Source organism: Vibrio comitans (assembly GCA_024346835.1).
Classification (GTDB): domain Bacteria; phylum Pseudomonadota; class Gammaproteobacteria; order Enterobacterales; family Vibrionaceae; genus Vibrio; species Vibrio comitans.
Window position 1 is genome coordinate 1,737,224 of sequence record AP024866.1, and the last position, 26,446, is coordinate 1,763,669.

Consider the following 26,446-nt stretch of genomic DNA (forward strand, 5'->3'; position numbering starts at 1 on the left):
CTGATTAACTCACAATACTCTTTTGCAACGTTTTGTTACCTCTGTGTGATCAAGCTGTTTGCTTTATAAACATAAGCTGATATTCTAGCGAACAGTTGTAAGCTGAAACTTAATATATGGAGTAATTGTGAGCCCTCAACGTCCACCACTTCTGTGGTTTAACATTTTTATATTTGTCTCTAGCCTGTTGTTAGCAGCTGTTGTTACGCCTTGGTATGCGTTTAATTATGGTTTGAGTTGGGCACATCTGATTTGGTTCGTTATCGCATTCAGCTTTACCAATTTATCCATTACTGCGGGTTATCATCGCTTGTGGAGCCACAAAACCTATCAAGCTCACCCTATCCTTAAGGCAATTTTTGCTATTGGCGGCGCATTCTCGTTGCAAAATAGTGCATTGCACTGGTCTTCGGATCATCGTGAGCATCACAAGCACGTTGACCATGATATTAAAGACCCTTATTCCGCCTCTCGTGGTTTCTGGTATTCACATATTGGCTGGATGTTGCGCGACTACAACCAAGCTACGTATTCCGATTATCAAAACTGTCGCGACCTTAAAAAAGATAAAGTCGTCCAGTGGCAGCACAAGTACTACGGGCAACTTGCTGTACTGACCAACTTTGGGCTTCCTATCCTACTCGGTATAATTTACAACGACATTATTGGCATGTTCCTAGTTATCGGTGCGGTAAGATTGGTTTTAAGTCACCACACGACCTTCTTTATTAACTCACTCGCACACATCTGGGGTAAGCAAACCTTTACCAATAAAAACTCAGCACGAGACAACGGTATTCTGGCGTTTTTTACCTTTGGTGAGGGTTACCACAACTTTCATCATCTGTTTGAAAACGATTACCGTAACGGTATCGATTGGTGGCACTACGACCCAACAAAGTGGTTAATTAAGGCGTGTTCATGGGTGGGTTTGACCGAGAAACTTCGTGTCACACCACAATTTAAAATCGAAAAAGCGCGCGCGACAATGATGCTGCAAAACGCTCACCAAAAGCTCAATGAAATGGACGCAAGCCCTTCTATAACTCATACGCTAGAGCAAGAGTTTGATTCTCTGATAGAAAGCATGCGTGACTACTACGACAGCAAAATGCACTTACTGCAGAACAAAAAACAGCAGGTGTTAAAAAGTCACGAATTGGAAGTCTTAAAGATCCGCCACCAGCAATTAAAAGAGCAATTCCTACAGCAGCAACAGATGTGGATGAGCAACGTCAAACGCTTCGCCTAATTGAGCTTCATATAAGAAACAGCAACTTCGTTTGCTGTTTCTTTCTTTACCTGTGTTACCATCCTACCCTGCGTTATGCAGAACTACTCGAAAAGACATCCGCCATCTCCTAGGAAAACACTTATGCACTATATGAATTTGCAGTTCGATGAAAATGCACGCCAGTTAATTGAGAGCGTGATCTGCGAATTAGAAAATGATGATGGCTGGTTTAAAATGACGACCCGCATCGCGGCTCAGGTTGATAGTGTATTGAAAGAGAAAGGTTACCGTGGAACCGTGACTTGGTTCAGCGACTCTGATCTAATAGAGCATCAAATAGAATACTAACCAATACCTATTATTGCTCCCAACTACCGTTCTTAAACGTGCATAACACCTTTGATTACCGTCACCGCTGACCCAATTAACATCGTTCGATTATTGGGCAGTAACTGCATTTTGATGTAGCCACCTCTGTTCGAAGCCTGATAAGCTTTAAGCGCTGTTTTTCCTAACCTTTCTCCCCAAAAGCGGCTCAATGCACAGTGATTAGAACCGGTTACGGGATCCTCGTTGACGCCCACCCAAGGTGCAAAATAGCGAGAGACAAAGTCCAAGTGCTCGTCATTGGCAAGTGAAGTCACAACGACCCCTCGCCCTGGTTGGTTTATCAAAGCAGAAAAGTCTGGCGATAGCCCACGCACAAATTCTTCATCGATCACCTCTATCAATACCTTGGAGTCAAACTCACTCACTGATTTTATGTGTTGTTGTTGAAGACCGAGAGCATTAAACAAGGACAAGTCTAACGGCTGCTTTGGGCTTACCTTAGCGGTTGGAAAGTTAAGTTCAATCTCCCCTTGCGCGACCTTCGCACTTAAAGAGCCTGATAGCGTATTGAACGTAATGATATCGCCAATCTTTGCCTCGCCTATTTCTTTCAAAATATGGGCCACCGATAAAGTGCCATGGCCACAAAGATTGACCTCAATCTCTGGAGTAAACCATCTAAGATTCATATCAGTACGTGACAAGAATACTGTCTCGGATACCGCCATCTCTTTGGCAATCAACCGCATTAATTCTTCTGATAGTGGTGTGTCTGTGATGCACACGCCAGCAGGATTACCCTCAAACGGGTTAGATGCAAATGCGTCAACTTGATAAATCGTTAATTCCATATTCTTCCATTAAAAAAGTTTAAGTCTCTGCAAAGGCGGCAGGACATTTACGAAATAGCGTAGAGCGACATGGCTCAAGCATGACCTCACTACCTCTATAAATAATAAATAGATTTCAAGGAAGCAGTTTAAGAAAACGCTCTTCCCTTGTATGGACGTAACATCAATCTTTAACGTCGACTCATCAACTTACACAACTCCCTCATACTCTCTAAGAGCAGAATATATCTTAATAAATGCACTCGTCACTAAAGACAGTTCCATTGCATTCAAAGAACTGATTGTATCAGTCAGAACATCTGCACTATTGCTAGAGTAGTTTTTATTAAGGCTGTACTGAAGGTCATAGAATTCAGGGATTAAGCACTTTGGAAGGTCGTACGTGGGATTAATCTCTGATATTACGATATAGGCTCGTTTCAATCGACTTATGTAGCTCGAATTACCGCAAAGAACATGAATGGCACTTTCAAAAAGCTCGGATGATTTGAGGTATTTCCCAGTCGTTATGGGTGACGATATGTGGTGCAACGCTTTGCCTGTCATTAATATTTACTCGCGTTTCGCTAACTAGATAAGCGAGCATACTAACCACGATGCACCACTGATTGAGCAAATGGATATATCACATCCAATGAACCCTTGTTTATGATATCGATGTTCTCAGGATTATTGAGTGTACTCTTCTAAGCTTTCAACATACTGTCTAGGAGTAAAATCGTGAGCTTTCTTAAATGCCTTAATAAAGCTTTGCGTGTTACTGAAGCCCAGTTCTGCTGCCACATCTGCTATTGATTGACCCTCAGAGAGCATCTGTGGGGCTAAGTCCAACAGCAACTTGTACTTCACCAACTCAGAAAAGCTTAAATTATCTTTTTGCAGACGTCTTTGCAGCGTAAGCGGTGCAACCATCAAAATATCAGCGATGAACTCTAGCCTAGGGTAGCCAAACGCTCTTGAGTAATCTATCAATTCATAAACACATCGCGATAGATCGTTCTCATCCGGTAAGTTGATGTAATCCAACACCTCAACATACTTTAATTTCTTTGCGCCATATATGGACTGTGGTTGCTCCGTGAACGTTCCCATAACCTCTGGTAAGCAGTGAATTTCAGTTTGCTTAGCATTCCATTGAACAGCTTTACAGCCAAATATTTCTTCCATCTCTCCTGGCTTTCCTAACCGCGAACCAGGCAAACACACTTTTTCTGGCTGATACTGCTCCCCTTTGTATTTGCGAAGCAATAATATAAAAATCCAAGCGGCAACAATCCCGTCGTTGAGCCGTTCGCTAGGAACTGAGATTTCTGTGTTATACGACCATTTTAAAAAACCAGCATCGATGACACCGCGCACCGTACAGCCAGATTGAACACTTTTCGTCAAAGCAGTCAGCCTCAGCATGGCGGTAAAAAAAACAGGAGAAGAGCAAACGATATTGTTGAGCGGAGGGAAATTTTCGAACTTAATTTTAGAGCAGCCTTTGGCAACAAACAGCTCATCATTGGCAATTTCATCAATCACGCCAAAATAGCGAGTCATCTCCGTAAGGGGCATTAATCGCATGGGATCATCAATAAGACTGGTAGGGAGCTTTACTTTATCAACACACCCCCCATAGTAATCATCCATCGCTTTTAGGTATAACCAAAATAGCCCGGTTCGACCAAAAGCAATTGAAAATGAATTTGCCATATTGACGTGTCCTTGATTAATTCTTCCTTTCGAGCTTAGTGAATAACACTTTTTTAATCAATAACTAACCGTCAATATACAATCCATTATCCCTATGTGTTCGAATCCATCTTCAGCCAACCAATAGCAGTAAGAACCATAAAGCATCCCACTACATAAAGATTGGCCAACGCGATAAACAGCCACCTTTCATAAAAGGCATAGTCCATATCAAAGCCAGTGGTGTTGGTCACATCAGTCAGCAATAACATTAAACAACTCAGTGCCGAGGCTAAAAGCGCCCCTTTCTCACTGGTAAAAATCGCTCTTGCAAGACTTGAGATGACGAAAAACATCAGTAAGACATAAAAGGGAGCTATTGGAACCATTACCAAAAGCTCAAAACAAATGATCGCAATGATTCCGCCTAGCAAATTCGCAAGCAGCACACCCATGCACGCTCGAATGCCTTTTTGCAGGTCAGAACTCAGCACCAATATCCCTACGTAGATGAGTGTTAGCATTGCTACTTGTAAATCGAACATTAAAAAAGCGGCAATAATCGGTAGCAATACCAGTGTATTCAATCCGGCTATTTTCCGAGCCGTTGCATTCTTCAATTCGGCTTTAGGTAAGCTAATTTTCGACTGAGGAGGGAACACAAACTGAACCAAAACCGAGCAGACCATTGCGAGCAAGAAAGCAATTGTCACACCAAGAGCGGTATCTATGCTGAGATTAATATCCAATGCAGCCATTGAGGGATAAGCTAACACAGACATTAACCAAATCACGGTAATCAGTAAGTTGTCTCCTTTGATAGCTCGATAGAAAATCAGATAGAGAGACCAGCCAATACCAATCAGCGCCACCAAGGGAAACGTAGCGACTAATCGCGTTAACACAATTCCCAAACAGAGTGCTCCAACTAGCGCAAGTACAATGCTTTTTATCACTTTTGATGTTAGTTTTGGGCTAGTCGGTGCTAGCATTAAAGTGACCAAAGTAGGCGTGATATATGCCATTTCCCATTGGAAAAACACCATAATAATCACTGGAAGCACGACGCCAATACTGTAGCGCAGGATATCGATGTTTATTGTGTTCAGCTCACTGTGGGTTGATAGTGTTGCGTCAGTAGACATAACTGAGCACACTCATCAATCGGATATAGAGCTTTCCAAGCCAATACATCACCCCAGAATCTTCGGTATGAATAATAATGTCTGCTTGACCACCCTCTCTACGTACACCCGTTGGTATCGGGTCAACAAAATCAATCGTTACAGGAAATCTTTGGGCTTCTCGTAACCACCCTGTTTTATCAACTGGCGTTTGCAAATTTCCGACAGACGAACTGGCATTAAACTCTACCCCATAGCTGATGGTTTTAACCGAGCCTTTAAAAACACGACCAGGCGCAGAATCAAAAACGATCTCTACTTCATTTCCGGCTTGAATATGCTCTAGGTTATTTTCTCTCAAATACGCTTCTAACCATGAGTGCTTCGTTGAAATATACGTCATGATAGGTTGACCAACATTGGTATACACGCCGATGTCATAACGCACATTCGCCACAAGCCCTGTACTTGGCGCTCGAATTGTCGTGTGCTCTAGATCAACCTGAGCTTGAAGTAGTTCTGCAACGGCTTTTTTAACTCTAGGGTTACCATCTCCATTAATACCCGCTTCGAGTTTGGCTTGCTCTAAGACCGACTTCGAGCGAACAAGCTCCGATTGCGCATTATCGAGCTGACTATTTGCTCGGTCAATTTCCGCTTTAGAGACAAAACCTTTCTGCCCTGCAGAAAGAATTCTATCAGCTTGCACCTTAACCAGTTCCAAGTTGGTTTTCGCTTTAACAAGATTGGCTTGGGCTACGGCAACATTTGCAGTTTTTGCCCCAACTTCAGATCCAGCAAGTTCTAAAGCCGCCTCTGCTTTCTCAACCGCAAGTTGATACTTTTCCGGATCAATTCGCGCAAGCACCTCTCCTTCTTGTAGCAATTGATTATTAATAACCGGTAATTCCACTACCTGCCCAGAAACTGAAGCAGAAATAGGAAACACGTAAGCTCTAACACGAGAGTTGTCTGTAAATGGAGTCAAACGATCAGCGGCCAAGTACCACGCAAGCAACAACACACAGGCAACTAAGCTTGCCATAGTTACTTTACGAACCCATAGTTCGTCATTGTTGACCGATTCAGAACTTGGTGTGACTGATTCGTCTAAGTTCACGTGATGACTGCTGGTTTTCGTATCCACTAATTACTCCAAACGTAGGTTGTTAGCGTAAAAATTTAGAGAGCAAAACTTTGCTCTCCGCTATTTTCAACTATCTTTTACTCGCCAAAATCACTGGCACACCCAAGTGCTGCCCCTATCAAGATATTCTCTCTAGAGGGGTCTATATTTTGCTGTGTTTCTTCGTAGATACGTGTGAACTCATAACTTCCCGCTACGTTCTTTGCATCAAACCCATGAGACTTCAACATTCTGGTCATGTTGTAGCTTCTTTCCCCTGTGCGGCAATGAACGTAAACAGTACGATTCATATCCAACTCATCGAGCCTTGAGCGCAAACTGCTCATTGGAATATTGCGGGTTCCTTTTAGTCGACCCGCTGCATACTCAACCTCTTCACGAACATCAATCACTTGTTCACCGTAAGCCAACAGTGAATAGAGTTCAGTAAAACGAACCTGCTCTACTGAGCCATCATTCAAATTAGAGGCAACGTAACCTATCTTATTCACCACATCCTTACCTGTTCCAAAAGAAGGGGCATAACACAACTCGAGATCAGCGAGATCTTCTACTGTCATGTTTGCTTTAATTGCTGTTGCAACGACATCGGCACGCTTATCTGACGCTCCGCGACTAGCAAATTGTGCACCTAGGATTCGACCTGTTTGTTTTTCAAAAATGAGTTTGGAATAAACTAGGTTCATGCCCGGCATGATTCCAACGATGCTTGGTGGAGCCGCATAAGCCACGTCATAATCAATGCCACTGTTTTTCAATGTCTTTTCTGACATACCCGTGGAAGCGATATTCATGTTGAACAGTTTCACTACCCCGCTACCAATGTAGCCTTTGTTCAGAATCTGACGACCATTGATATGATCTGCAATCAAACGGCCTTGCTTATTGGCAGGTCCCGCCATTGCTAACGGTATTTTCTCGCCTGTGATTTGGTGAGACACAAGAATGGCATCACCCGCAGCATAAATACTCTTGGCTGACGTTTGGTAGTTTTCATCAACTTTGATATAACCTTTTTCCGTTAGATCGACACGTGAGCCTTTAAGGAAGCCAGTAGCCGGAATTACTCCAATGGCCAAAATAACAGCATCAGTTTCAATCTCCCCGCCAGTTTGGAGAATCACTTTCCCTTTCGCAAAGCTCTCTACACGGGTGTTCAAAATGACCTCCACACCATGAGAAACGAGCTCTGATTGACCGATAAAAGACATTTCCTTGTCTACAAATGGGATAATTTGATCACTGCCTTCAATAAGAGTGACTTCTATCCCTCTCTCTCTGAGGTTTTCAGCCGCTTCTAGTCCGATAAAGCCTCCGCCAACAACGGTGATATGCCTTGGGCTATTAGTGGTTATGAATGACATTATTTTGGAAACATCAGGTACTGTCTTCAAGCAATAGTGCGGCATATCTTCCAAGCCATTAAATCGAGGCGTAATTGGATTTGAACCAGGGGATAGTACCAATGCGTCGAAATATTCTTTAGTCACATCTCCAGTGATAGTGTTTTCTACTTCGATATATTTTTCATCACTATTTACTGCAATGACATTACTATTAATTCTCGCATCAATATTAAACCAAGCCTTAAACTTATCCGGAGTCATGAGTATCAACTTGTCTTCTTCCATTGCCCCAGAAATATGGTAAGGCAAACAACAATTGGAAAATGACACTACAGGTCCGCGTTCATACATAATGATATCTGCGTGTTCATTTAATCTTCTACAACGAGCTGCTGCTGATGCTCCACCAGCCACACCACCAACAATCAAAATCTTCTTAATCATAATAAAACCTTTAATATTAACATTAGCTTCTTAGAAGAAGATAAAATCTTCTTATCATAACTTCGGAGATCACCATCGTTATAACCACAACGATAAATGCTATTACTCCGTCTAGCACTCCTGAAAAATCAATTTTATCTCCAAAGATAAAATCAATAATCTCTAACATTAACAGCTTAGAAAAAAACAGAAGACACCACGTTAGTACCACTTTAGAAATTACTTTTATTCTTGCGTTAAATCTATTTGTTACAAGAACTATCTTGCTTTCTAATAACACAGATACTCTTAACAACAATTGCAATATTGCCGCAGCCAAAAGTCCTATAGAAAAGCTGTCTATATGTACATTGATCCAGAACTCCCCAAATAACCCCAGCACCATAAAATCAACAAATGTAAGGATTAAGAACATCAAGAACTTTTTCTGTAAGCAATTAATCTCTACTACATCCTTTTTTAGAACCTCCATCAAAATTCACCTATTAATTAATAGCGGTAGATATTGGCTTGATATTGCTTTTGATAAAGTGAACTAAGTAATCATTGGCGCCATTTAACCAGCTACTCCAACGATAATCCTTGCCAATGGCCCTAGCTTCATCGTTCAACCATTGATAAGCTTTGCGAGTATCGCCACCGAAGGCTCTCAACTTCTCTTCTGCTTCTAGTATTCCGTTTAAGTACCCCAATTTCATAAAACCTCTCAAATTACATTTAATTCATGCACTTAGTTTTCGTTCCTGTTGTTAAATATAACGTGTAATTTCTAGAGAAAACTCTCTCGTCACAAATCCATCATTTATCACATGCAAGTGATAGATTCTGTCCATCCATAGAGTGTGTAAAAGGATAGGAATGACCATAAATTCAAGAATGGATAGATTACATACCAACAACCGAAATAATGCATAGAAGCTATCCATATATATGAACGCCATATCACTTAGGTTTAATATCATCGCAAATTAAATAATAGAGTGAGATTAGAAATGAAGAAATCACTATTACTAATAGTGGCATCTCTATGCTATATACCTAGCCTATCAAGTGCACCTAATGACAATGTAATTAACAAGTCATATTTCAACCAACTTTCAAGTGAACTCGGTGTTACTGTGGAACAAAAAGCACTAATAGACGAGTTCTACTACGAATATAGATCGAACATAGAAGTTATACCTTGGGGTTCATTGGTATCAATTAGAGAGCAACAATTCGAGTTATTAACCGAAACTGAGTTGGATATCGACTCCCTCTCTAATTTTATTGATCAAATACATCAATATGAAAAAACTGTCGTTTTACAAGAAATGAAGTTTAAGCACTCTGTATTCAATGTTCTCAATGAGCATCAAAAAGATAAGCTTGGTCGTATTTTCTATCGCGATCTACTTAACAGCCAAAGAAACTTTTAATAATCCTAGTTTGCCTACTTTCATAGAGGAATAATATTATGCTGTTTAATAAGTCACGCACCTTGATGTTAGGCTTGCTCTTAGTTTTATCTTCACCAGTGTCATTCAGTGCTGATATTGAAAGAGTAGCGACAATTCAAGATTCAAGCGCAGTCTCTGCGGGTGAAGAAATTACAGTATCTTTATATATTTACAATAATTCACCTAGCACTAAATATGTTGACGATGTCGTTTCGTCAACTTTGCCAATGACTATTAATACAGAAAGTCAAAGCTCTAATGTTGTAGGCAAACTGATCCCCGAAATTAGGCAAAGCAAACTCAAGGGTAACAGTTTCATCAAGGTGAACTACACCGTTACGCTTCCCAAACAGATTGAGCGAAGCATTCAAATAGACATTCCTGATACAAGCAACTCGAGCTTATTTCTCTATGTCTCAAAGCCAGAAACTCAACCGAAGTCTGCGCCCTCTCAGGCCAATAAGCATGAGAAAAAAGTCTACCAAGATGCCTTTAGTCCTTATAAGCCAATGTACTTTCTACTGGGCGTCAATGACGGATTAGAAGACAGCAGCTTTCAATTTAGTTTCAGCTATCGAATTTTTAACGGTACTGGTGCGATCACGAGTAATCATCCTTGGATGGCAGGTTTTCACTTAGGATTTACCCAAAAATCTCTATGGGATTTAGAATCTGAATCTAAACCTTTTGAAGATACGAGCTACATGCCCGAATTTTATTATCGGTTCAACGATATCTCATTGGGATGGCCAGGTAACTCGACTCTACAGCTTCAACTTGGTTTGTTACATGAGTCCAATGGACAAGAAGGTGATCAGTCCAGAAGTACCAACTATGCTTATATGCAGCCTGAAATTTCCCTGCCTCTCATAGACGACTATGAGCTACAACTTTCTCATACTATGTGGGCCTACGTTCGAAATGACAATGAAACCAATCCAGACCTAAAGTACTACAAAGGCTATATGGAATTTGAGGCTAAAGTGATCTCATTGGATGGGATTGCGATTAGTACCAGTGTTCGTCCCGCGAACAAGGGAACGAGTTTTGAGCTAGATGTCTCATATCCCCTTAGCCACATGTTTGGCAAAAACTTAGACCTTTACGCTTATGCTAAATACTTTAATGGTTACAGCGAAACCTTACTCAATTACTCAGAAAAAGAGGAAACATTAAGAATTGGTTTTGCCGTTGTTCGATAACAGGTAAGAGAACTTATTGGCAGTCTATCCATCGGAATAGACTGCCTTTTACGCTATTTCAACCAATGCCAGCTTAAAGCGTCACCCCATTTTTACATAAAAGGAAAGATCACATATCAAAGTGACCTTTTTGGCTAGATACAGTCCATAACCACAAAATACACCCTACAAAACTTATATTTATCTCAACAAAACACGTTATTTGGCAAACACCAATATTTATTGAAATTGCCAAGATAAAAATAAACTTAATTAAGTAGGGTAAATCATGAGCGATTCGAATAAAATATTTAAAAAGTCTTTATCTATTATTTTAGCCGGTCTTACATTGGTATTAACAGGCTGTGCAAATAACTCATCCATCAGTGACAATGACTACTCTGGATGGTTACAAGATGATTACGTCATGTTACAACAAGACGAAAATCACCCAGGCTCACGTAATTGGATTCACTCTGATGAGAAGCTAAGTCAATATACAAAAGTATTGATTGATCCGGTTGCTGTTCAGAAAACAGCAAAGGAAGATTTTGGTGTGTCTCAAGACGTTATTGATGAGTCGACTCAATACTTCCAACAGGCTTTAGAAAAGCACTTCTCCACCACCTATGAAGTAGTTAATGAACCTGGTCAAGACGTATTGCGCATTAGCGCTACTATCTCGGGAACCGAGTTAACAAAGCAAGACATCAAGGTCTATCAACTTATCCCAGTTGCGCTTGTCATTAATGTTGCAAAAGAAGTCGCAGGAGCACGAGATAGGGTCGCTATCATAAGTATGGAAGCCCACGCCACTGATAGCCTTACCAACGACAAGGTCGCTATGGTCGTGCAAAAATCTGCACAAAAAACCTCAGTTCAAGTGGCAGAGGATCTCAATACCGAACTACTTATGCCGACCCTAGATTTTTGGGCAATTAAAGCAAAAGAGCGTATGGACTCTGCTCATCAATAAAAAGAATAAGGCGATGATTTAAAAAAATCTACGACATCATAGTTCAAGTAGTCCCTATTTCATTTGTTAACGCAAGCGACCTTCCTACCCTATATCGCGACTAGTTTAAACTAGTCGCTTTTCTAGCTAAGCCAAAAGTATCAAATTTGCATCAACTATGATGGGTTTTGCACAAAATCGACTATCAAGACTTTTACTCATTAATATATTAGTTATGACAGAGAGTAATAATAAGTAGACATTCTTTATCAGAATACTAATTAAAGTAGATTTGACACACATTCAATTAGGTAATTAGGAATGTAACTATATATATCAGAGCTACTTTTTATCAAGAATTTTTATTTAAGCATTATTAAAAGACATAGTTCTAGTTTCTCTTCACTAGTTAGTAGCTCTCGGTTAAATAAATCGATCACCCCAATAAATAAAACAAGATTAATTATAGGCATGAGAAAATGAAAACCCCTTCTATCACCTTGATTATTGCTCTATCACTAATTTCTGGATGTAGTAAAGACGATCATATGGAGAGTTCATACTCTCGACCTGTCAAGCTGCATACCATTCCTGCAAACTCGAATGTGAATGTTCGTGAATTTCCTGCCTTCTTAGATGCAGGTCAAAAAACCATTATGAGCTTTCGCATACCTGGTCAGTTAGACCAAATACAGGTTAAGTCTGGTGACCAAGTATTAAAGGGAGAGACACTTGCATTACTCAAATCGGATGAACATTCATTGTTTGTGGAACAAGCACAAGCTAACTATGACCTCGCAAAAGTACAGCACCAGCGCGCGGCTAAGCTCAGAAAAGGCAATATCGTTTCAGAGCAGGACTTTGAAGAGGCTTTAGCAACCTATTTGTCAGCAAAGTCGAACTTAGAGCAAGCAAAACTGAACCTAAGCTACACCAAACTCTACGCTCCGTTTGATGGCCAGATTTCCATCATTCATGTTGAGAACCATGAGTACATCAACCAAGAACAAATGGTGCTAAATGTGCAATCTACCGATCTACTCAAAGCCGAGTTTTATATCCCAGCCTCTGTATTACATGAACTCAATGCAGGTGATATTTCGCATCCAACACTTAAGCTGAGTGCTTTCCCTGAGCAATCATTTGCTTTACACAAACTTGAAATTGACAGCGAAAGCGACCCGTCTACTAACACCTACAAAGCCACTATGACTTTCCCAAACCCGGACACTCTCAACATCATGCCAGGCATGTCGGGCAATGTTGAACTGGCGATGAAGTCGGAAACATTACAGCTGCCTGAGGCAAGCTATTTTCAAGAAAACGGACAGACCTTTGTTTGGAAAGTGACCTCATCCGGACAAGCAAAGAAAGTCGAGATTGATGTAATCAATAGCGCTCAGTCCCTTGCTTTTGGACTGAATGAGCATGACGTCATCGTCGCATCAGGAGTCAGAGATATTACCGAGGGAATGAAAGTACACCAATGGGTAAAAGAAAGAGGTTTATAACGATGAATAAGTATAACAACTACTTAGCCTTAGGCTTATTAGGCCTGATCGCAGGGTGTAGCGATCAAGTTGAAAATACTTCAACCCTTGTTCCTATAGTGCAAGTTAAAACGCTGACTCCCTACTCTTTAGAGCACGAAGACACTACCTTGTATTACCCTGCCGTTCTTGAGGCTCGTGATCGCGCGGAGTTGAGCTTTCGAGCTGGCGGCAAAGTTATCTCTCTTTATGTGAGCGAAGGTGACTTAGTCAAGCAAGGGCAGCTGCTTGCAGAATTAGAACCATCAGATTTTCAGCTCAACGTGAAGAACACTTATGCCTCTTTTGCAGCCATTGATCAACAGTTCACTCGTTCTCACCGTTTAGTCAAACAAGGGATGCTCGCTCAATCTCAGTTTGATGAGATCACAGCGAGACGTAGATTTGCAAAGGCTGAGTATGAGTTGGCCAAATTAAGGTTGTCATTCAGCCAACTTATTGCTCCCAGAGATGGAGTCATTTCCCGTGTTCACGTAGAAAGGCATGAAAATGTAAAAACGGGGCAACCTATCGTCAATATTCACGACTCAGAGAATATTGACGTAACGCTTCAGGTAGCGGATCAGGTCATCGCCCACATTCCGCATGGTATAGACAAGAAAAGTGTTCGTGCTCAAGTGAAAATCGGCAGTGAAGGCCTACATGAAGCCAACTTAAAAGAATTTACCAGCGAAAAAAATCATCAAACCGCAGCCTATCGTGTGACGTTATCAATGCCCATTCCAAACGACGTTCACTTATTTGATGGGATGTCAGCCGAAGTATTAACAGACTTCACCTACAAAGGCCACTCTCCGTTCATGACCACGATTCCAATTGAATCCGTTGTGATTCCAGATGGCTATCCTCCACATCCAGACAACAAGTTTGTCTGGACGCTAAGTGACAGCAACTTAGTCCAACTAAAGCAAGTAAAAGGCAACCAGTTAAATCACCATCAATTGCTTGTCACTAGCGGGCTTGAAAGCAATGAAACAGTGATCACCGGAGGTATGGGGCGCTTGCGTGATGGCATGCTGGTTAAACCTATGAGATCAGAGGCAAAACAATGAGTAACACTGAACAACAATCGAAGAAATGCTCTGATACAGAAGACAAAGGTATCGCGTCTTACTTTATTAAAAACAAAGTCATCAGTTGGATGATTACGCTAATTTTTGTTATTGGCGGTATCAGCGCCTTTTTTGAATTGGGCAGATTTGAAGACCCTGCATTTACAATAAAAGACGCTATGGTGGTGACAAGCTACCCTGGCGCTTCACCAACTCAAGTGGAAGAAGAATTAACCTACCCACTGGAAAAAGCAATTCAGCAGTTGGTTTATATTGACGAAGTCAATTCGATCTCGAGTCGTGAATTGTCTCAGATCACCGTTACCATGAAGAAGAACTATGGTCCCGATGACCTACCTCAGATTTGGGATGAGTTGAGACGAAAGGTCAACGATGTTCAAGCTCAACTTCCTCCCGGAGTTAACCCTCCCCAAGTAATCGATGACTTCGGCGATGTGTATGGCATTCTACTCGCGGTATCGGGTCAAGATTACAATAACAAAGAGCTACTTGATTACGTAGATTATCTGAAAAGAGAATTGGAGCTGGTCAATGGTGTCGGCAAGGTCACTGTATCCGGCGAGCAGCAAGAACAAGTTTTCATTGAGATCTCTATAAAAGAGCTCAGCAACTTAGGCATTGCACCTAACACAATCAACCAACTGCTAGCGACACAGAACATCGTGTCGCCAGCGGGTGCGGTTCGTGTGGGTAAAGAATACATCCACATTCATCCAACCGGCGAGTTTCAGCATGTTGATCAACTGGGTGACTTACTATTACAAGAAGGAGGTTCTCATGGGGCTATCTTTCTTAGAGATGTTGCAACAATCCATCGAGGCTATGTAGAAGTACCTTCGAATTTAATTACGTTTGACGGTTTACCTGCTCTGCACATGGGTGTCTCGTTCGGCGAAGGGGTTAATGTCGTTGAAGTGGGAAAACACTTCAATTCACGATTGGAAGAGCTAAAGAACCAACAACCCGTTGGCATCAACATCGCTGAAATCTATAGCCAACCCACTGAAGTTGAAAAGTCAGTAAGTGGTTTTATCATCAGCTTGGCTCAAGCTGTCGCAATTGTCATCATCGTACTGCTGTTCTTCATGGGACTTAAGTCGGGATTACTGATCGGTCTCATTCTGCTGCTGACCGTCTTGGGTACCTTCATCTTTATGCAATACCTAGGTATTGAATTGCAGCGTATTTCATTGGGTGCATTGGTCATCGCACTGGGTATGCTCGTTGATAATGCCATTGTGGTGGTCGAAGGGATATTAATAGGCACTCAAAGAGGCCAAACTAAACTACAAGCGGCCAATGCCATCGTAAAGCAGACAATATGGCCACTACTAGGCGCAACCATTATTGCTGTTACTGCTTTTGCTCCAATAGGCTTATCAGATGATTCAACTGGTGAATACACCCGTACTCTATTCTCTGTGTTGTTGATTTCTTTGCTATTAAGTTGGTTTACGGCGATATCACTGACACCCTTTTTTGCCAATCTATTCTTCAAAGAAACCAAGAAGAGTGTTATCGGTAGTGATCGCAACGCTGACCCATATTCTGGTTTCGTTTTTACGCTCTACAGGAAAGCGCTTCAATTATGCATGACACGTGCATGGATGACGATCTTCGTTCTAATAGTGATGCTTGCTGGCGGTGTTTACAGTTTTTCTCATGTGAAGAAAGCCTTTTTTCCTGCATCTTCAACACCTATGTTCATGGTTGATGTTTGGATGCCTGAAGGTACAGATATTCGAGCAACCAATACGAAAGTTGAAACGCTCGCAGAGTGGTTGTCAGAGAAGCCAACGGTATTGAACGTAACGACAACCGTCGGCAAGGGGTTGCAGCGATTCATGCTCACCTACACGCCAGAAAAAAGCTATGCCGCTTATGGTGAACTGGCTGTAAGAGTTTCTTCGGAAAGTGAGATGGATGAGTTGATGTCAGGTCTTCGCTCCCACATCAACCAAACGCATCCCGACATTGATTATAAATTGAAGAAGATTGAACTCGGTCCCGGCGGCGGCGCTAAGATTGAAGCTCGTATTATTGGCTCAGATCCTACGATATTGCGAAGTATCGCCAGTCAAGTCAGTGACATCATGCACGCCGACAATCAAGCTCACAACATACGCCACGATTGGAGAGAGCGCACTAAGATCATCGAACCGAAGTTTAATGAAAGTCAGGCTCGACGTTATGGAATATCCAAGAAAGACGTCGACGATTTACTGCAAATGTCATATTCCGGAACCAGCGTTGGTCTATATCGTGATGGGACAGCACTGATGCCTATCGTCGCTCGTCTACCCTTAAATGAGCGTAAAGATGTTAGCAATATTAATAGCTTGCAGATATGGAGCCCGGTTCTAAGTGGCTACATCCCACTGCAACAAGTACTGCTGGGTTATGAAACACGTTGGGAAGAGCCGCTGATCTTGCGAAAGAACCGCAAGAGAACTCTGACGGTTATGGCTGATCCCGATATTTTAGGCAACGAAACCGCAGCGACATTACAGGCAAGGCTGGCGGCTAAAATCGACAATATTCAGCTGCCAACGGACTACAGTATTGAATGGGGTGGCGAGTATGAATCCTCACGAGATGCTCAAGCATCACTGTTCAGTAGTATGCCTCTCGGATACCTGTTTATGTTCATCGTCACCGTGTTTTTGTTCAACTCATTAAAAGAGCCGATCATCGTTTGGCTAACGGTGCCCCTGTCCATCATTGGTGTTTCAAGTGGGTTGTTACTGTTAAATACGCCTTTTGGGTTTATGGCATTACTGGGATTCTTAAGTTTATCAGGCATGTTATTGAAAAACGGCATAGTGTTGCTTGACCAGATCAATATTGAGTTGATGCAAGGGAAACAGCCTTTTGATGCGATTGTTGATGCCTCACTGAGCCGTGTTCGTCCCGTATGTATGGCGGCTATCACCACTATACTAGGCATGATTCCATTGCTGCCTGACACTTTCTTTAAACCAATGGCAGTGACGATAATGTTTGGGCTAGGGTTCGCGACTATCCTTACATTGCTTGTGGTACCTGTGCTTTACAAAGTCATTCACAATGTCAGTGTTGAACCGTAATACTAAAGCCAAAATGTATGGGTGTGTCGAATCAATTGTCACATCCATGCACATGGCGCAACTCACAATCAATTTGTTAAATTTGAGGAACAACATGAAGCGCCTCCCCTACTTACTCTTTTTTACAGCCCTGATTACGGGTTGTGCTCAAAGTCCCGAGCACGCAAATGTACCCAGAGAGTTCACTAATACAGTTCAACCCCTAGACAATCCGAACATTCGAGTATGGGGCGATACAACGAGTGGCGAACGCATGGCAAAATTTGCCACAAAGCTTGAGCAAGCCAGTTCGGATAAAGCAGATAAGAATATCCTCGCTTTGTCCGGAGGAGGTGCAAATGGAGCCTTTGGAGCAGGAGTACTCTCCGCTTGGAGTGATTCTGGGGAAAGACCCGATTTTGATATTGTCACTGGAGTTAGTACAGGCGCTATTATCTCGGTATTTGCGTTTCTTGGCAGCGACTATGATTATGAAATTATCGATTTTTACACAAACTCTAGCGACGAAGATCTCTATAGTAAGAAATCGATTTTTTCGATCATCAACAGCACCTCAGTGTTGGATATAGAACCGTTCGAGAACATGCTGCGAGATACCATAACACCTAACATTCTGGAGAAAGTGGCAGAGAAACATGCCCAAGGAAAGGCGCTGCTCATCGGTACCACAAATCTAGATACTCAGCGACTGTCTGTCTGGAATATGGGAGAAATTGCTGCAATTGGAACCAAAGAGTCTGAAGCTCTATTTGAAAATATCATTCTAGCGTCTACCGCAGTTCCTGGGGCAATGCCTGCAGTACAAATTGATGTGCAGATTGATGGACAAACTTATCAAGAAGTACATGTGGATGGTGGCGTTGCAAGACAAGTGTTTTTGTTTCCAGACTCTTGGGATATCGCTTCTATGAACCCTCAAAAAAGTCACGATCTTAATATCTATGTGATTAGAAACGGGGAGTTTTTACCAAGATGGGCAACCACTGAAATGACATTAGCCAACGTGGCCTCTCGCTCTCTCGACACTATTATAAAGTACCAAGGTCGAAGTGATGTGATGCAAATCTATCATCAAGCCGTGGCTGCGGGAGCTAATTTCCATTTCTCCCACATTGGAGAGGATTTTGTCACTGAAAAGGACCCTTCATTACAATTCGATAATCCCTATATGAGGGCTTTATACGACTACGGATATGAACAAACAAAACAAGGTTTAGTCTGGGATCATGAACCACCGACATACCGAACTCAAAGTATCAAATAAGCGCAGAAGACTCGTTTAGCACCTACTCTTATGAGCGATGAAAAATAGCTAAGGCTACTTATTCATCGCTCTAACGCTTTAGAGAAACAGTAAAAATCTGACTGCGTGCCTCTTCAAACTAACCTACAAACCAATTCGCAATACCCAAGGTTATTCTCTACAGTATTCTCATACCTCTGAGAAAAGGAAAACTCATGCGAAAACAATGGCTAATCACGTTTGTCTTGCTCTGTATATCTTCAATTTCGTTAGCAGCTGAGTCTAAGGAGTCCGAGCCACAACGCCCGCTTATCAACGTTGATATGACGCTAGATCTCGATGGTATGGAGCAATATGCACAACAAGCGACGCAATCTTTAGAATCTATTTCTGATTCTTTAAAGGCGATAGTTGATAATCCCAATCTCAGTGACGACCAAAAGCAGGCACTTGATAAGACCATCAATAGTGTTAATGAGTTGACCTTAACAACAAGCCAATCTCTGCGTGGGTTACCCAATACACTAGAGCAATCACGAGTCGCTTTTCAGCAAACAAGTCAAACCTTGATGGATGATGTGCAGCTCAAATTGATCGTCGCTTTAAGTGTCATTGTGATCGTGATAGTGCTGTCTTTGCTCGCTATCTATTTGCTCATTTTGAAACCGATGCAGCAAACCTTAGTTCGAGCGACAGGTAATATCTCCGCAATGGCTAATTCAATACAAATCACCGCTGAAGCACTTAAAGTCAGTACTGAAAAGCAACAGCTCATCATGGATCACATACCGGATACAAAACCACAAACTAATAAATAAAGATAATGACCACGCAAAATTGACTCGCAAGGGTGTGGACATTGAAGGCGTATCCGCCCCTAAGAGTAGGGCTCTAGTTCAAACACACTAACCGAGCCCTTTTTTAGGTAATTTGAATAGTAGAACTAGTTGGTTACTTCTTGATGATGCTTAGTTAATTGCTCATAGAGCTCGTCTTTTATTTGCATACGCTGTAGCTTAAGATCGTGCATATTGGCATCATCGATAGGACTTCCTGATACCTCTAGTTCTCGGATATCATAATCCAATTCATGGTACTTTTGCATAGCCGCTTTAAAGGTTGGATCGTCATGATTTAACTGAACAATGTCTAATTTTAGTTCCGGAAAATCCAAAATAAACGCATGATTTTCATTGAGCATCGGCATCTCCTTTTGATTGAACTTCTCTCAGTATAGGAGCATGTTATTTTGAGAAATGTGGCACAGTACCCAAACTGAAAAAAGATGGGTTTAGTTACGCTTGTTCGCTACCATTACTGATTTCAATTCACTCAAGGAAGATAGACTTTGAACATTCTGATTTTTTTAGGCTCCAGTCGCACTAGTGGTCCACCCCGTCCTAAACGACTGGGCGAGCGAGTGTGTCTTGCCTGCTCTCACCTACTCAATAACGCTTTTCCTAGCAACACTGTTGAGATCATTGACCCTTTAGATTACGACACCGGGGGCGTTTTTAAACCTGAGTTTGCCTACAGTCGTAAACTAGTACCTGAAGATTTAGAAAACCTTGCTGCAAAAATAAAAAATGCTGATGCTTATGTGATGGTTAGCCCCGAGTACAACCACTCTATGAGCCCTGCACTCGCGCACCTTTTGAATCACTTTGGCAGTTCACTCTTCTCGTTCAAACCCAGCGCCATTGTCACCTACTCTGCAGGGCAATGGGGTGGTGCAAGAGCGGCGATCTCTATGCGTACCTTCCTTTCGGAATTAGGCTGCCTTCCAGTTTCTGCAATGGTTCACCTGCCTTGTGCGCAAGAAGTGTTTGATGAAACAGGCCACACTCTCAATCCTGACGACCAAACACAATGGGATGAATACTTGTATAGAACTCTAGCGCAGTTGGTGTGGTGGGCGCAGGCCAGTCAACAACAAAGGGATCTAGTTGATCCGTTAACTACAAGTAAAGCCTTTAAAGATTCACCGTCGCAAAGAAATGCACCGGGTAAGAGTTAACGAACCTTTGCTGCAACTACTGCTTTATAAAGGAGCTAATCACTATTAGCTCCAGCAGTTTATATAGCGCTTCAGCCATGGGGAAATCTGCAGTCCATACAACCAGAGTAATTTCGGCTATAGGCCATGTTACTCTTCAATAAGCGCAGTGAGCTTTCGCACATCTTCAACCGTAGTAGGCCGCACAATTCTGTCTATCTCACAGCCCTCTTTTAGCAAGATTAATGTGGGCCAAAGTTTCACAGAAAATAGGCGCCCAAGCTTTTTGCCCTTGCCATCAAAGATCTTAATATGAAGCTGAGGAGAGATCTCTTCAAGTGCTTGTTGGACTGCCACTTCCCCAGTTTGGCAATGGGGGCACCATGGCGCTCCAAATTCTAGGATTGCATACCCAGAGAGAAACTGTACTTCCTCAATTGTTGGCGCAATTTCTGAATACTCATTATTAAAGCCAAGCTGAATGCCATTCATATTCAATCCCTTTTAAGGTTCACTTAGTTACTGATACGAACAGTTTATCTTTTAAATCCATATTGTAGGTATAAAAAAAGCGACTCATTCGAGTCGCTTCTTGAATCTGTTTTTAAACGCTACTTACGAGCTTTCTTTGGCTTGCGTTTAGCTGGGCCATTAGAGGTGATACGCTCCTCGTGACGACGTACTGCACGACGGATTTTTTGAGAACGAGAACGTTCACGGTTACGAGAGGTGTTGCGCTCGTCTATCACTGTCGCTTTCTCTGGTTGAAGCTCTACAAGTTCACGAAGGTAGTTAACCTGTTTTAGGTTCATTTCCATCCATCCCCCGCGAGGTAGCTTCTTCTCTAGGAAGATGTCACCGTAACGAACACGCTTAAGACGGCTCACTGTGGTGTCTTGTGACTCCCAAAGACGACGAACTTCACGGTTACGGCCTTCGTTAATTACTACGTAGAAGGTATGGTTCATACCTTCACCACCAGCGTAAACGATGTCTTCGAAGCGCGCCATACCATCTTCAAGTTGCACGCCACGAGTTAGGTTACGTACCTTTTGCTCGTTTACATCACCAAATACACGCACTAGATATTCACGCTCAACTTGGCGGCTTGGGTGCATTAGACGGTTTGCAAGTTCACCATCGGTAGTAAACAGCAATAGGCCTGAGGTGTTTGCATCCAATCGACCCACAGAGATCCAACGAGCACCGTGAATTTTTGGAAGACGATCAAATACCGTGCGACGACCTTCTGGATCGTGACGAGTACACAACTCGCCTTCTGGCTTGTAGTAAGCAAGAACACGACACACTACTTCTTCAGGAGCTTTGATTGACACTTGATGTCCATCAATACGGACAACCGCTAAGTCATCTTCTAAGCGCTCTCCTAGCGTGGCTACCTGACCATTAACGCTTACGCGACCTGATTTAATTAAACTCTCAAGTTCGCGGCGAGATCCATGACCAGCGCGTGCTAAAATTTTCTGTAATTTTTCGCTCATTTAGTTACCTTTGTGTCGTCTTCTCAGACGTCGGATGAAGTAGTGTTTCGCAGAAATTGCGGTCGCGTAGTATCTCAAAAACCCAACCGAAAATCACCCAATATTTATTGCATTTTTTAGGCTTAACAAGTCGTTGATTTTACTAGAAAATACTTGTTATTCAAACGGAGCTGTATCCCCTGCTCCACGACGTGCGATAACCGGTTCATCTTCACTGAAATCAATAACCGTTGTCGGTTGTTCACCTAAGTAGCCACCGTTGATGATCAAATCTACCGCATGCTCTAGCTTATCTCTGATCTCTTCTGGATCAGATTCAGTCACATCATTGCCAGGCAAAATAAGGGTCGTCGACATCATCGGTTCGCCCAAAGCTTCCAATAAATCCAGCGCAATCTTATTGTCCGGAACACGAATACCTATGGTTTTACGCTTCGCATTCATTAGACGACGAGGCACCTCTTTTGTTCCTTTGAAGATAAAGGTATACGCACCTGGTGTATTGTTTTTCAATAAACGAAACGCGCTATTGTCTACACGTGCATATAAGGAAAGCTCTGAGAGATCTCGACATAACAAGGTGAAGTTGTGTTTGTCATCGATTTTACGAATTCGACACACGCGATCCAGTGCGGATTTGTTCTCTAGCTGACACCCAAGAGCATAACCCGAATCTGTAGGATAGATGACTACTCCACCATTGCGAATGATAGCGGCAGCTTGTGTAATAAGGCGCGCTTGCGGATTATCTGGATGAACATAAAAATACTGACTCATCATATCTCCTTATGAGCAGGCATCTATAGAGTCGATGCCTTAGGATCAGAAAACTGTGGCCATTGTTCCCACACGGGAGTCACTCCGGACGGGAGCCACAAATTCTTCCCTAATTCCATCCAAGGTGATGGATAATGAAAATCGGAACCTTGGGAAGCTAATAGATTGTATTGTATAGCATAATCAGCCAAGTTGCGTCGCTCTTGTTGACTTTGTTGAGGTTGAGAAACCTCCATAGCATCCCCACCCGCCTCAACAAATGCTGATAACAACCTTTTTTGCCATTTAGCTGTGAGATCGTAGCGACCTGGGTGAGCCAACACAGCTAAACCTCCAGCAGCATGAATGGCATTGACCGCATCAGTCATTGAACACCAGATAGGAGGCACATAACCCGGTTTATCTCTGGTCAAAAAACGCTTGAATACTTGCTGCATATTCTTGGCATGACCATTATCTACCAGCCACTTGGCAAAGTGAGCACGTGTCACTGGAGCACCATCTGCGATCGCCTTTACCTCAGGTAAGGGGTCGACCTTAAGATGTTTGGATAAGCGATGCGCAATTAACTCTGAACGCTCTATACGCCTTGCTTGCTGCTGTTCAATAAGCTCTGTTAACGGTTGACTGTGAATATCGATATTCAAGCCAACAATATGGATATCTTTATTAGACCAAACCGTAGAGATCTCGATTCCAGGTAGTAGCTGAATATCCACCTTGGAATCTCGAATGTACTCCAAAGCAGGCTCTATACCCTCTACGGTGTCGTGGTCTGTTATCGCGAGCACGGCGACACGGTGCTCAATGGCTCTATCTATAAGAGCTTGCGGACTAAAACGGCCATCAGACGCAGTAGTGTGAGAATGCAGATCAAATATCATAAAAGGCTTGACTTTCCACTCGCGTACTAGTTAACTAGTACACCTAGATTAATTAAGGATGTTTAGCAAATCGCTATGAATACAGTCATGATACAACAGCAAACGCCAATCTGTACCGAATTCGGTAGAGTTTGTGTATGCGCAGTATCTAACGTATGGCGTTGGTGGCTCGATACTTAAGCGAGCTAAGCATTGAGTGTGTCTACACAACTCTAAAGCTCGCATTAATGTGCGAGCTTTTTTTATGCCTTTTTTACACCTTTTTTACACAATCCGGCGCGTCGCAAACTAACTACAACAAATTGCCTCGCAAAAATGAGTTAAGTGCGCAAACTTTGACCCGCTTTTACGCAATCACTTTTGGGTGGAGCAACAGAATATGAGAGTATGTGATGCAAAGAAATTCAAGCTTACAAGGAGGTCTTGTGAATAAGACCATTAATCTGACTGCGCAGGGCCAACTAGAGCTTCTGCAACGCGATGTCTTCTACACACAAGATCCAACGGAGCTATTCCATCATTTGTGTAAAGACAAAGCGGATACCCTACTACTCGAATCCGCAGAGATTGACTCCAAAGAAGATCTAAAGAGCTTATTACTTGTTGATGCAGCGATGCGTATCGAGTGTCGTGGCCATCAAGTGGTGCTAACCGCCAACTCTGATAATGGACGCGCATTGCTTGCACGCATCGCCTCAAACCTTAACTCTGAGTTTGTATCTGAAAAGAGCGATAGCGCACTGACCGTTAACTTCACTGCTCCCGATACCAACCTTGATGAGGACAGCAGACTTCGTCAGCCTTCTTCGTTTGATATGTTGCGCTTAGTGAAAAAAAGCTTCAACTGCGAAGAGCATGACCCAATGGCACTGTTCATCGGCGGTTTGTTTGCTTATGACTTGGTCGCCAACTTTGAACCACTAGGTGATGCTGCTGAGAATAGCCGTTGCCCAGACTATGTGTTCTACGTAGCAGAAACCCTAATTGTTATTGACCATCAGCAGCAGCAAGCACACCTGTACGGTAGCTTGTTTGATGCAAACGAAGAAACTCGCTTAACATTAGAAAGCCGTCTTCAAACCATCGAAGCCGAAATGAAGGTGGTTGAGCCAACACCTGATTCGGTCAAGCTAGAAAGCTGTGACGTATCGGTGAATATCAGCGATGAAGAATTTTGCCAAACCGTACGTGACCTAAAAGAATTTGTGGTTCGAGGCGATGTGTTCCAAGTCGTGCCTTCGAGACATTTCTCCCTAGAGTGCCCTTCTCCTCTTGCCGCTTATAAGCACCTTAAGAAGAGTAACCCAAGCCCTTATATGTTCTACATGCAAGATGAGCTGTTTACTCTATTTGGTGCCTCTCCTGAGAGTGCTCTTAAATACGAAACACAAAGCAATCAGATTGAGATCTACCCAATCGCAGGCACAAGACGCCGAGGCAAGAATCCAGACGGCACTATCAACCATGACCTTGATAGCCGAATCGAGCTAGAACTTCGCTCTGATAGAAAAGAAAACGCAGAGCACATGATGCTAGTGGATTTAGCACGTAATGATGTTGCTCGTATTGCTGCAGCGGGAACTCGCCACGTAGCGGACCTTCTGAAAGTTGACCGTTACAGCCACGTTATGCACCTCGTATCGCGAGTTGTGGGACAACTTAGAAATGACCTAGATGCTCTACATGCCTATCAAGCCTGCATGAACATGGGAACGCTCACCGGCGCTCCAAAGATTCGCGCAATGCAGTTAATCCGCGATGTTGAGCAGCAACGCAGAGGCACCTACGGCGGCGCTGTCGGTTATATGACAGGCCGTGGCGATTTAGATACCTGTATCGTTATTCGCTCTGCGTATGTTGAAAACGGCATCGCAAAAGTTCAAGCCGGAGCGGGCGTTGTATTTGACTCAGATCCCCAAGCAGAAGCCGACGAGACTCGCGGTAAAGCGCAAGCTGTAATCAGTGCAATTCAAGCCGCACATACTGAGGTGAAGCATGGCTAATATTCTTTTTATCGACAACTTCGATTCATTCACCTACAACCTAGTGGACCAGTTCCGTACTCTTGGCCACGATGTCACTGTGTACCGAAACAACATAGATGTGGATGTGTTGGGCAATGCACTGAATGAACTTGAGAACCCTGTCATTGTCCTATCTCCTGGACCTGGCGCACCAAGTGAAGCAGGCAACATGCCAGCGATTATCGATCGCTTTAAGGGCAAAGTGCCAATGATTGGTATCTGCCTTGGTCACCAAGCAATTGTTGAAGCCTACGGTGGAACAGTTGCGGGTGCAGGCGAAATCATTCACGGTAAAGTGTCCATGATGCAACATGATAATCATGCAACCTACCAAGGCTTACCGTCTCCGTTTGCAATTGCGCGTTACCACTCTTTAGTGGCAACAAAAGTGACCGATGATTTGACTATCACCGCACAAGTTGACGACTTAGTCATGTCAGTAGTTCATGAGCAAGACAAAGTGTGTGGATTTCAGTTCCATCCAGAGTCTATTATGACCACCTATGGAGCCACTCTTCTAGCCAACTCGATTGAGTGGGCATTAGGGTCTATTGAACTTTCAAAAGAACAATAACAAGGAAGA

The 26,446-nt window shown here is 42.7% G+C and carries 25 protein-coding genes; 13 read left to right on the forward strand and 12 right to left on the reverse strand.

The features are described 5' to 3' along the window. Window positions 1-127 precede the first annotated feature (127 nt). Both OCU46_RS07920 and OCU46_RS07925 read left to right on the forward strand, forming a co-directional pair. Window positions 128-1,252 carry an acyl-CoA desaturase gene (locus OCU46_RS07920; RefSeq protein ID WP_141268261.1) on the forward strand — a complete coding sequence of 375 codons (1,125 nt, stop codon included), beginning with the start codon at window positions 128-130 and terminating at the stop codon, window positions 1,250-1,252. 123 nt (window positions 1,253-1,375) lie between these two features. Next, entirely contained in the window at window positions 1,376-1,582 is a 207-nt protein-coding gene (locus OCU46_RS07925; protein WP_141268262.1) for a hypothetical protein, read from the forward strand. A gap of 32 nt (window positions 1,583-1,614) precedes the next feature. On the opposite strand, the gene OCU46_RS07930 is transcribed toward OCU46_RS07925, so the two are convergent. The 7 genes from OCU46_RS07930 to OCU46_RS07960 form a co-directional block, all read right to left on the reverse strand. Further along, window positions 1,615-2,415 (reverse strand): PhzF family phenazine biosynthesis protein, encoded by an 801-nt coding sequence (locus OCU46_RS07930; RefSeq protein WP_141268263.1) that lies wholly within the window; start codon window positions 2,413-2,415, stop codon window positions 1,615-1,617. Window positions 2,416-3,084: 669 nt separating this feature from the next. Further along, the gene (locus OCU46_RS07935; RefSeq protein WP_141268264.1) at window positions 3,085-4,113 is read right to left on the reverse strand and encodes an AraC family transcriptional regulator; all 1,029 of its coding nucleotides are present in this window, start codon (window positions 4,111-4,113) and stop codon (window positions 3,085-3,087) included. Window positions 4,114-4,205: 92 nt separating this feature from the next. Further along, the gene (locus OCU46_RS07940; RefSeq protein ID WP_141268265.1) at window positions 4,206-5,237 is read right to left on the reverse strand and encodes a DUF2955 domain-containing protein; all 1,032 of its coding nucleotides are present in this window, start codon (window positions 5,235-5,237) and stop codon (window positions 4,206-4,208) included. Then, a complete protein-coding gene (locus OCU46_RS07945) occupies window positions 5,227-6,363 on the reverse strand; it encodes an HlyD family secretion protein (RefSeq protein ID WP_141268266.1) in 1,137 nt (378 codons plus the stop codon). The genes OCU46_RS07940 and OCU46_RS07945 overlap by 11 nt, the downstream gene beginning before the upstream one ends. Before the next feature lie 77 nt (window positions 6,364-6,440). Beyond that, a complete protein-coding gene (locus OCU46_RS07950; protein WP_141268267.1) occupies window positions 6,441-8,153 on the reverse strand; it encodes an FAD-dependent oxidoreductase in 1,713 nt (570 codons plus the stop codon). Between the two features lie 22 nt (window positions 8,154-8,175). Next, window positions 8,176-8,625 carry a hypothetical protein gene (locus OCU46_RS07955; protein ID WP_141268268.1) on the reverse strand — a complete coding sequence of 150 codons (450 nt, stop codon included), beginning with the start codon at window positions 8,623-8,625 and terminating at the stop codon, window positions 8,176-8,178. 13 nt (window positions 8,626-8,638) lie between these two features. Beyond that, the gene (locus tag OCU46_RS07960) at window positions 8,639-8,851 is read right to left on the reverse strand and encodes a hypothetical protein (RefSeq protein ID WP_141268269.1); all 213 of its coding nucleotides are present in this window, start codon (window positions 8,849-8,851) and stop codon (window positions 8,639-8,641) included. Between the two features lie 294 nt (window positions 8,852-9,145). Between OCU46_RS07960 and OCU46_RS07965 the strand changes: the two genes are divergently transcribed. From OCU46_RS07965 to OCU46_RS08000, 8 genes are all read left to right on the forward strand, one after another. Next, complete coding sequence (locus tag OCU46_RS07965; RefSeq protein WP_141268270.1) at window positions 9,146-9,571, forward strand: hypothetical protein; 426 nt, start codon at window positions 9,146-9,148, stop codon at window positions 9,569-9,571. A 38-nt stretch (window positions 9,572-9,609) separates the two neighbouring features. Further along, window positions 9,610-10,794 carry a phospholipase A gene (locus OCU46_RS07970; RefSeq protein WP_141268271.1) on the forward strand — a complete coding sequence of 395 codons (1,185 nt, stop codon included), beginning with the start codon at window positions 9,610-9,612 and terminating at the stop codon, window positions 10,792-10,794. A 268-nt stretch (window positions 10,795-11,062) separates the two neighbouring features. After that, on the forward strand, window positions 11,063-11,749 hold the full coding sequence (locus tag OCU46_RS07975) for a DUF3313 domain-containing protein (protein WP_141268272.1): 687 nt from the start codon (window positions 11,063-11,065) through the stop codon (window positions 11,747-11,749). 458 nt (window positions 11,750-12,207) lie between these two features. Next, a complete protein-coding gene (locus OCU46_RS07980) occupies window positions 12,208-13,239 on the forward strand; it encodes an efflux RND transporter periplasmic adaptor subunit (protein ID WP_141268273.1) in 1,032 nt (343 codons plus the stop codon). 2 nt (window positions 13,240-13,241) lie between these two features. Then, window positions 13,242-14,330 carry an efflux RND transporter periplasmic adaptor subunit gene (locus OCU46_RS07985; protein ID WP_167495314.1) on the forward strand — a complete coding sequence of 363 codons (1,089 nt, stop codon included), beginning with the start codon at window positions 13,242-13,244 and terminating at the stop codon, window positions 14,328-14,330. Next, the gene (locus OCU46_RS07990) at window positions 14,327-17,437 is read left to right on the forward strand and encodes an efflux RND transporter permease subunit (RefSeq protein WP_141268275.1); all 3,111 of its coding nucleotides are present in this window, start codon (window positions 14,327-14,329) and stop codon (window positions 17,435-17,437) included. Before OCU46_RS07985 ends, OCU46_RS07990 begins: the two co-directional genes overlap by 4 nt. Window positions 17,438-17,690: 253 nt before the next feature. Next, on the forward strand, window positions 17,691-18,701 hold the full coding sequence (locus OCU46_RS07995) for a patatin-like phospholipase family protein (protein ID WP_337972440.1): 1,011 nt from the start codon (window positions 17,691-17,693) through the stop codon (window positions 18,699-18,701). Between the two features lie 194 nt (window positions 18,702-18,895). Further along, entirely contained in the window at window positions 18,896-19,498 is a 603-nt protein-coding gene (locus OCU46_RS08000; RefSeq protein WP_141268277.1) for a GTP-binding protein, read from the forward strand. Window positions 19,499-19,623: 125 nt separating this feature from the next. Here the strand turns inward: OCU46_RS08000 and OCU46_RS08005 are convergent, their stop codons facing one another. Continuing rightward, window positions 19,624-19,881, reverse strand: a complete 258-nt coding sequence (locus OCU46_RS08005; protein WP_208733507.1) for an HP1242/YdcH family protein — start codon at window positions 19,879-19,881, stop codon at window positions 19,624-19,626. 147 nt (window positions 19,882-20,028) lie between these two features. Here OCU46_RS08005 and OCU46_RS08010 point away from each other — a divergent pair, with 147 nt between their 5' ends. Then, window positions 20,029-20,697 carry an NADPH-dependent FMN reductase gene (locus OCU46_RS08010; RefSeq protein WP_141268279.1) on the forward strand — a complete coding sequence of 223 codons (669 nt, stop codon included), beginning with the start codon at window positions 20,029-20,031 and terminating at the stop codon, window positions 20,695-20,697. A gap of 129 nt (window positions 20,698-20,826) precedes the next feature. Here the strand turns inward: OCU46_RS08010 and OCU46_RS08015 are convergent, their stop codons facing one another. From OCU46_RS08015 to rnm, 4 genes are all read right to left on the reverse strand, one after another. Next, a complete protein-coding gene (locus tag OCU46_RS08015; RefSeq protein WP_141268280.1) occupies window positions 20,827-21,168 on the reverse strand; it encodes a thioredoxin family protein in 342 nt (113 codons plus the stop codon). 119 nt (window positions 21,169-21,287) lie between these two features. Further along, window positions 21,288-22,178, reverse strand: coding sequence for a 23S rRNA pseudouridine(2605) synthase RluB (gene rluB / locus OCU46_RS08020; protein WP_141268281.1), 891 nt, complete (start codon window positions 22,176-22,178; stop codon window positions 21,288-21,290). Between the two features lie 156 nt (window positions 22,179-22,334). Continuing rightward, complete coding sequence (locus tag OCU46_RS08025; RefSeq protein WP_141268282.1) at window positions 22,335-22,955, reverse strand: L-threonylcarbamoyladenylate synthase; 621 nt, start codon at window positions 22,953-22,955, stop codon at window positions 22,335-22,337. A gap of 23 nt (window positions 22,956-22,978) precedes the next feature. Then, window positions 22,979-23,839 (reverse strand): RNase RNM, encoded by an 861-nt coding sequence (rnm, locus tag OCU46_RS08030; RefSeq protein ID WP_141268283.1) that lies wholly within the window; start codon window positions 23,837-23,839, stop codon window positions 22,979-22,981. A gap of 392 nt (window positions 23,840-24,231) precedes the next feature. On the opposite strand from rnm, the gene OCU46_RS08035 reads away from it, so the two are divergent. Further along, window positions 24,232-25,842 (forward strand): anthranilate synthase component 1, encoded by a 1,611-nt coding sequence (locus tag OCU46_RS08035; protein WP_141268284.1) that lies wholly within the window; start codon window positions 24,232-24,234, stop codon window positions 25,840-25,842. After that, window positions 25,835-26,437: an aminodeoxychorismate/anthranilate synthase component II gene (locus tag OCU46_RS08040; protein WP_141268285.1), complete on the forward strand. Its 603-nt coding sequence runs from the start codon at window positions 25,835-25,837 to the stop codon at window positions 26,435-26,437. Before OCU46_RS08035 ends, OCU46_RS08040 begins: the two co-directional genes overlap by 8 nt. Window positions 26,438-26,446 lie beyond the last annotated feature (9 nt).